The 7,610-nt window shown below is 47.8% G+C and carries 8 protein-coding genes; 6 read left to right on the top strand and 2 right to left on the bottom strand.

Annotated features, from left to right (window positions below; all coding sequences use genetic code 11):
• The 4 genes from ACIDEJ_RS15005 to ACIDEJ_RS14990 form a co-directional block, all read left to right on the top strand.
• Positions 1 to 609, top strand: a 609-nt coding sequence (locus ACIDEJ_RS15005; protein WP_411988497.1) for a class I SAM-dependent methyltransferase, incomplete at its 5' end; no start/stop codon positions are given.
• A 327-nt stretch (positions 610 to 936) separates the two neighbouring features.
• Complete coding sequence (locus ACIDEJ_RS15000) at positions 937 to 1,863, top strand: DnaJ C-terminal domain-containing protein (RefSeq protein WP_411987617.1); 927 nt, start codon at positions 937 to 939, stop codon at positions 1,861 to 1,863.
• Positions 1,864 to 1,979: 116 nt separating this feature from the next.
• Entirely contained in the window at positions 1,980 to 2,309 is a 330-nt protein-coding gene (locus tag ACIDEJ_RS14995; RefSeq protein ID WP_411988868.1) for an ATP-binding domain-containing protein, read from the top strand.
• A 301-nt stretch (positions 2,310 to 2,610) separates the two neighbouring features.
• The gene (locus ACIDEJ_RS14990) at positions 2,611 to 3,348 is read left to right on the top strand and encodes a hypothetical protein (RefSeq protein WP_411988867.1); all 738 of its coding nucleotides are present in this window, start codon (positions 2,611 to 2,613) and stop codon (positions 3,346 to 3,348) included.
• A gap of 158 nt (positions 3,349 to 3,506) precedes the next feature.
• Here the strand turns inward: ACIDEJ_RS14990 and ACIDEJ_RS14985 are convergent, their stop codons facing one another.
• On the bottom strand, positions 3,507 to 4,139 hold the full coding sequence (locus tag ACIDEJ_RS14985; RefSeq protein WP_411988866.1) for a LysE family translocator: 633 nt from the start codon (positions 4,137 to 4,139) through the stop codon (positions 3,507 to 3,509).
• A gap of 13 nt (positions 4,140 to 4,152) precedes the next feature.
• A complete protein-coding gene (locus tag ACIDEJ_RS14980; protein WP_411988865.1) occupies positions 4,153 to 4,878 on the bottom strand; it encodes an alanine--tRNA ligase-related protein in 726 nt (241 codons plus the stop codon).
• A gap of 873 nt (positions 4,879 to 5,751) precedes the next feature.
• Here ACIDEJ_RS14980 and ACIDEJ_RS14975 point away from each other — a divergent pair.
• Positions 5,752 to 6,342 carry a class I SAM-dependent methyltransferase gene (locus ACIDEJ_RS14975; RefSeq protein ID WP_411987616.1) on the top strand — a complete coding sequence of 197 codons (591 nt, stop codon included), beginning with the start codon at positions 5,752 to 5,754 and terminating at the stop codon, positions 6,340 to 6,342.
• 327 nt (positions 6,343 to 6,669) lie between these two features.
• Positions 6,670 to 7,596, top strand: coding sequence for a DnaJ C-terminal domain-containing protein (locus ACIDEJ_RS14970; RefSeq protein WP_411987617.1), 927 nt, complete (start codon positions 6,670 to 6,672; stop codon positions 7,594 to 7,596).
• The last annotated feature ends 14 nt before the right edge of the window (positions 7,597 to 7,610 follow it).

Genomic DNA, 7,610 nt, shown 5'->3' with positions numbered 1-7,610 from the left:
CAGCAGCAGGAAAGCAACATGTGGGACAAACTCTACAGCGCGGAAGATTATGTCTATGGCAGTACCCCCAACGAATTTTTACAGGCATATGCCCCGCAACTCCCCAAGGGGCGGGTGTTATGTCTTGGGGATGGTGAAGGGCGTAATTCGGTTTATCTCGCGCAGCAGGAGTATCAGGTCACGGCGGTGGACCTCTCATCCGTGGGCATTGCCAAAGCCAAACGGCTGGCGGCTAGACACGGGGTCATGGTGGAGTACATTCAGGCCGATCTGGCGGATTTTTCTCTGGGGGATAACCGGTGGGATGCCATTGTGTCCATCTTTTGCCATTTGCCCGCCGGATTGCGACAACAGGTGCACCAACAGGTGTGCCAGGCGCTGACCCCAGGTGGCATGTTCCTGCTGGAAGGATACACGCCCGAGCAATTGCAATTGGCAACCGGTGGTCCCAAAGCCATCGCCATGCTGCTGGACAAGGATGAAGTGGCGGCTGAATTGTCGCCCTTGCGCTTTTTACACCTCAAGGCGTTGCAGCGGCCAGTGATTGAAGGGATAAAGCACACTGGCATGGGGGCCGTTTTGCAGCTTTTGGCGCAAAAACCGCGTTAATCCGTTTGCTGTGGGCCGGGCTCGGCTTCGGTCATTGTTTCCAGTCATGGTTGCACGTCATGGGGAGGCGTGCCTGGCACGCCATCCTGTTGGATGGCCTTATCCTTGCCCTGTTTTCAAATTGGCTTCATGTTTTTTTAAGTTGTTGTTACAAAAGTAATTTATTTTTTTGCTAGATAATCATGTGCCTGTGTGCAAAATCGGCCATCGTTAATGCGTTTGCGCAAATCCCCCCTTGAAAATGTGTAAATAATGCCCAAATGTATAAGTGTTACCACCAGTCTTCACGATGACTGAAGTGTTCACTTCATACAGGCTTGGAGCATTATGGCATTCAAAGATTATTACCAGATTTTGGGGGGCTCCCGGGATGCCTCAGAGAAAGATATCAAACGGGCGTATCATCGCCTTGCCCGTAAATATCACCCGGATGTCAGTAAAGAAACCGATGCCGAGGCACGTTTCAAGGAAGTAAAAGAAGCCTACGACGTGCTTCATGATGCCCAGAAACGGGCAGCTTATGATCAATACGGTGCCGATTGGCAGGCGGCGCAGCAGGCTCAATCCCAGGGCGGCGGTCATTACCAGTACCAGGGAAACGGCAATAGTGGCGCCGGTTTCGATTTCGATGACATTTTCCAGTCAATGTTCGGTGGGCGGGCAAACACCCAAGGCGGTCGACATTCCCGGGCGCAGTTCGAGTTTCCCGGCGAAGACATTCGTGCCCGCATCCAGATTGATTTGGAAGACAGCTACCGCGGCACCACCCGCACCATTACGCTTGGGGGGGATGGCCGCAATGCCGGGCGAACCCTGAATGTGCGCATTCCCAAAGGCGTGGTGCCCGGGCAACATATCCGTTTGGGCGGGCAAGGGGGGCCGGGAATGGGCGGCGGTGCCAATGGCGACCTGTTGCTGGAAGTGGCATTCCGGCCCCATCCCCTGTACCGGGTAGAGGGCCGAGACGTGTACCTGTCAGTGCCGGTAGCCCCGTGGGAAGCCGCATTGGGCACCACGGTGACAGTGCCTCTTCCTCAAGGCAGCATTGATTTGAAAATTCCTGCCAATTCAGCCAATGGCCGGCGTTTGCGGCTTAAAGGCAAGGGCATTCCGGGCAAGCAGGCTGGCGATTTGTATGTGGAGCTGAATGTGACACTGCCTGCTGCCCATAGCGACGGGGCCAAACAGGCTTATGCCGCATTCAGGGATGCGGTGAACTTTGATCCTCGGGCAAATTGGGGAGGCAGGGCATGAGTAAGGAACTGCTGCCATCATAGCAGCTCTAATTAGGTGGCCAAATTCACTATGCCACTACAGTGTTATTCACGCAGAATCATTACGACAAAGGTATTCAGAACGGCTCACTTGGTATGCTAACCAACGCCAAACCTTCTGGTGATAGTTACGGTGAAGTGACGCTAGATACAGGTGAAAAGATCGAAATAACACAATCCGTTCTCGACTGCATGGAGTTGGGTTACGCAATCACCCTACATAAAGCTCAAGGGTCACAGTTTCCGCGCATCATCATTGCCCTGCAAAAAGGACGAATAGTAGATAGAGCTTGGCTCTATACGGCAATCACTAGAGCGGAAAGTGAAATTCATATCGTCGGCAGTAGCGATGATATGAAGCAAATCACCGAAGCACTTAGCCATTCTCATAAGCGGAATAGCCACCTAAAAGAACTGTTGAGTTAGCAATTTCAAACTCGTTTATGCCCCGTTTCGCGTTAGTAAACAGGACTCATGTTCACTATAGAGTCTCATTCGCCATAGCTTTTCTAATGAGAACTCCAAATACCTGAAGATATAGCCCCATCCCTCGCATTTTATCGATCACAGAATCTAGATTTTTAGTTAAATTACATGTAAAACAGTGCATTATGTTATTTATAGGTTCACTTTTACTCTGAAAATAAATCACTAGGATTAGTAGTTGTTTTAACTACACGTTTGGGAACTATTAATTGTCTTTTAAACATGGAAGTTAGATATCAGAATGAGTCAAATTACCTTCAAAAACGTGGAAACATCAAAGCTAGTTACTCTTGAATTAAACCTAAAGATTTTGAAATCCTCTGGGAGAGAAGTGTTTATTCAAGATGCTGCTGTTTACGCTCTTCTTTGTCAGTTATTCACTCAAAATACATCCTTAACGAGTTATAGCGATATAGGCAGTATCGTCCGAGATCAGAAGTCGTCATTCCACATGGAAGATAGTCCTGACAGCATTATCGCGAACAAATATATTTTTAAATCTCGTGCTGTTCTCAAGAGCGTGATGGTTGAAGACTTCATCGTTACTGTTCGAGGATTTGGGTATAAAGTTTCGAGTAAATGGTTACCGTTATTGGAAAGTGAACGAGATGAGCAAAACAAAAATACCTTTCTGAAGGAAATCACTGCAATCATTGAAGACTGTACTGCGTATAGTGAGACCGTCGAGATTACTCAGGACCAGAGTGGTTTTTCCTACATCAAACCAGACCAAGAAACAGCTCTGGAACATTTTCGGCGAATGAACGATTGCTACCATAGTTTCTTGAACAGATACTCTGCCCCTGGAAACAGTGCCGAACTTCTGGAACTAAGGGAAAAAATCACCAAGCTCCTTCTTTACGCAGTTTACTGGAGGGTGGGCGATAGTTTGACCGCTGAGAAATTTCAGTCAGACTACAAAAATGAACTGCAAATAATTCTCAGGCAGGTGAAGCAGGCTATAGCATTACTTGACTAGAAAGACTACTGGGTAGGCTTAAATCGGCTCATATATTCATAAACGCTTTTAATCGCAAATTAATCAACGGAAGAGCAAGTATGAAGGCGCAGAAATCCAGATTCGAAAATCCTCCTCTCATGCTGGCCCTACAACCGACTGACTAGAAAAATGCAACTCTACATCAGCGTATAGGAGGCTGTCATGTAAAGCCCCATCAACACCATGAACATCCCCAGTGAGCGATCCACTAGATGAACTTTACTGTCAAATTTCACTTTGACTACTGGGATAGTCACCAAAAAGATAAATGTCAGGTACCAAGCCATTTGCACTGCAATGATGGAGATAACGACACACAGTAGCTTCGCTGTACTCATAGTCGGGGAAATGATGATTGAAAATAATGAGATAAAATAAATCGCTGCCTTTGGATTGAATATGTTCACAACCAGACCGCTCCAAAATGCCGAACGTGAAGCGGGTTTGCTGCTTTCGCTCATGACAATTGTTTCATGTTTAGTGAAAGAGCCTTTTATAGATTTATAACCAAGGAACACAAGATAGCTTCCGCCAAAAAAGCCAATCCACTGAGAAATATGCTCAGAGTGCGCTAATGCTGTCGTTAGACCGGCGACTGAATATCCGATGTGAACTAATAGACCTACGCAAACCCCAATACCGCAAAAAATGCCAGCTCTTCGACCGTGAAGCAAGGTCTTCTGCGAAACCACAACAAAATCTGGACCTGGAGAAATTGATGCCATTAAATGAATGGTCAAAATTGAAAACAATGCTGTCGTGAAATCCATACCTATGCCTTATCTAATTGATTGAATAGTTGACTTTTAAGCGGTCTTTCTTTCGCTTTATGCGCGTTATCCGCAGTCCTTTCAGTTCAGAAGTGCACCTAACGTGTGTCCCACCACAGGGCACAGGTTTGAATCCATCAATGGCAATCACTCTAATTTGGGTGTTTTGAGGTATTAACTTGCTCAATAGCGGGCGCAGAGATTTAACTTGTGCCAAGTCCAAATCGACCGCCAGGATGTCTATTGGATTGCTTTCGACTAAAGCGTCTATTTTATCGTTAATCAAATCTACCGAATAGGAGTCATTGGTTCTTTCAGTTTCAATCATTTCAATGTATGAATCACTAGGATAATGATGCCCTTTTGCTGGAAATAAATTGCTATCCAACTCTTCGAGGATATGTGAGATAAGGTGACCAGCTGTGTGTGATTTTGCATTGAGCAGACGACGCTGTATATCGATGCGTTGGATACACTGTTTTTTAGCGCACGTTAAAAGGGAAGGGTGTGCTTCCAGAATATGTGCAATGCCTTCTTTAGTTGACTCAACGTGATGGACTCGGTGTTCGGAACCGTCAATGATGATGACACCAAGGTCACAAGGTTGACCACCGCCTTGGGGGTAAAAGATGGTATCATCACAATACATTGCTACCGAATCATCCATTTCAATTACTCTAGTAATGTTTACTGTGAGCTCATCAAGATAGGTGTTGGATAAATATTTTGGTGTCGTCATGGGGTTAGCTCCAGATTTGGAGTGATTTGTTTTCATTCTCCATGCCGATGAAGCATGACCATGTGAGTCTTGAACCTGAAGTATTCTGGGACTCGTTCCACATCAATAGTTCGATTGAACAGGCCATCTAAATGCCATTTCTCAAGAGCATTGGTAATGATGATTTTTTCTGACAGTTGGTGCTTGGATTTCGTAGCGAGATTAGAAAGAGACATATTGATACCTAGCGTTGTGTTGTTTTAGTGCTGATCATGCTAAGCAATCGATTGGAATGAATAAAATTTAGATAAATTCAGAATAGAAGAATAAAGTGAGAATATTGCAATAAAGGGTTTCGTAATAAATCGTGAGAATAGCCACCAAACTCGATTTATAAGTTTATACCCGTAATCTGATCCGCGCCAGAAAGATTGGACGCTTCACTAAGTCAATTTTCAATACTTTTAGTTATTCATGAACTGCTAAATTAGCAAAGTCACTGACTCACTTTTGTCCAGAAACGTGTTTCAGCGGATGGTCAAGCGGTGTGATGGTCAAGCGAATGGTCAAGCGAATGGTCAAGAAAAATCATAAATGCCTAGCGAGTAGTGAGCTGTGCGAGCGTCAGGAGTGGCTTTATTATTTTACTTTACCATCATTCCCCTAAACACCCTTTTGGCAGGGTGGTGGTTTCACGCAGTGAGGCCATCGCCTTGCTAAGCCTTCAGGGACAAAAAAAAAGCGTACACACTATTATACATAGTATGTACGCTTTGAATATCCATAAGAAGCATTACTCGTAAAGGGCTGTCACTCACTCACACGCGAATAGACATGTTTTTTACTATATACTCCAAAAGGGGCCTCACTATTTTTCAGCAGCAGGAAAGCAACATGTGGGACAAACTCTACAGCGCGGAAGATTATGTCTATGGCAGTACCCCCAACGAATTTTTACAGGCATATGCCCCGCAACTCCCCAAGGGGCGGGTGTTATGTCTTGGGGATGGTGAAGGGCGTAATTCGGTTTATCTCGCGCAGCAGGAGTATCAGGTCACGGCGGTGGACCTCTCATCCGTGGGCATTGCCAAAGCCAAACGGCTGGCGGCTAGACACGGGGTCATGGTGGAGTACATTCAGGCCGATCTGGCGGATTTTTCTCTGGGGGATAACCGGTGGGATGCCATTGTGTCCATCTTTTGCCATTTGCCCGCCGGATTGCGACAACAGGTGCACCAACAGGTGTGCCAGGCGCTGACCCCAGGTGGCATGTTCCTGCTGGAAGGATACACGCCCGAGCAATTGCAATTGGCAACCGGTGGTCCCAAAGCCATCGCCATGCTGCTGGACAAGGATGAAGTGGCGGCTGAATTGTCGCCCTTGCGCTTTTTACACCTCAAGGCGTTGCAGCGGCCAGTGATTGAAGGGATAAAGCACACTGGCATGGGGGCCGTTTTGCAGCTTTTGGCGCAAAAACCGCGTTAATCCGTTTGCTGTGGGCCGGGCTCGGCTTCGGTCATTGTTTCCAGTCATGGTTGCACGTCATGGGGAGGCGTGCCTGGCACGCCATCCTGTTGGATGGCCTTATCCTTGCCCTGTTTTCAAATTGGCTTCATGTTTTTTTAAGTTGTTGTTACAAAAGTAATTTATTTTTTTGCTAGATAATCATGTGCCTGTGTGCAAAATCGGCCATCGTTAATGCGTTTGCGCAAATCCCCCCTTGAAAATGTGTAAATAATGCCCAAATGTATAAGTGTTACCACCAGTCTTCACGATGACTGAAGTGTTCACTTCATACAGGCTTGGAGCATTATGGCATTCAAAGATTATTACCAGATTTTGGGGGGCTCCCGGGATGCCTCAGAGAAAGATATCAAACGGGCGTATCATCGCCTTGCCCGTAAATATCACCCGGATGTCAGTAAAGAAACCGATGCCGAGGCACGTTTCAAGGAAGTAAAAGAAGCCTACGACGTGCTTCATGATGCCCAGAAACGGGCAGCTTATGATCAATACGGTGCCGATTGGCAGGCGGCGCAGCAGGCTCAATCCCAGGGCGGCGGTCATTACCAGTACCAGGGAAACGGCAATAGTGGCGCCGGTTTCGATTTCGATGACATTTTCCAGTCAATGTTCGGTGGGCGGGCAAACACCCAAGGCGGTCGACATTCCCGGGCGCAGTTCGAGTTTCCCGGCGAAGACATTCGTGCCCGCATCCAGATTGATTTGGAAGACAGCTACCGCGGCACCACCCGCACCATTACGCTTGGGGGGGATGGCCGCAATGCCGGGCGAACCCTGAATGTGCGCATTCCCAAAGGCGTGGTGCCCGGGCAACATATCCGTTTGGGCGGGCAAGGGGGGCCGGGAATGGGCGGCGGTGCCAATGGCGACCTGTTGCTGGAAGTGGCATTCCGGCCCCATCCCCTGTACCGGGTAGAGGGCCGAGACGTGTACCTGTCAGTGCCGGTAGCCCCGTGGGAAGCCGCATTGGGCACCACGGTGACAGTGCCTCTTCCTCAAGGCAGCATTGATTTGAAAATTCCTGCCAATTCAGCCAATGGCCGGCGTTTGCGGCTTAAAGGCAAGGGCATTCCGGGCAAGCAGGCTGGCGATTTGTATGTGGAGCTGAATGTGACACTGCCTGCTGCCCATAGCGACGGGGCCAAACAGGCTTATGCCGCATTCAGGGATGCGGTGAACTTTGATCCTCGGGCAAATTGGGGAGGCAGGGCATGAGTAAGGAACTGCTG

This window comes from Shewanella mytili, assembly GCF_046765975.1.
In the GTDB taxonomy this organism is placed as follows: domain Bacteria; phylum Pseudomonadota; class Gammaproteobacteria; order Enterobacterales; family Shewanellaceae; genus Shewanella; species Shewanella mytili.
The sequence above is the reverse complement of the archived record's forward strand: the minus strand, read 5'-3'. Positions and strand labels throughout refer to the sequence as shown.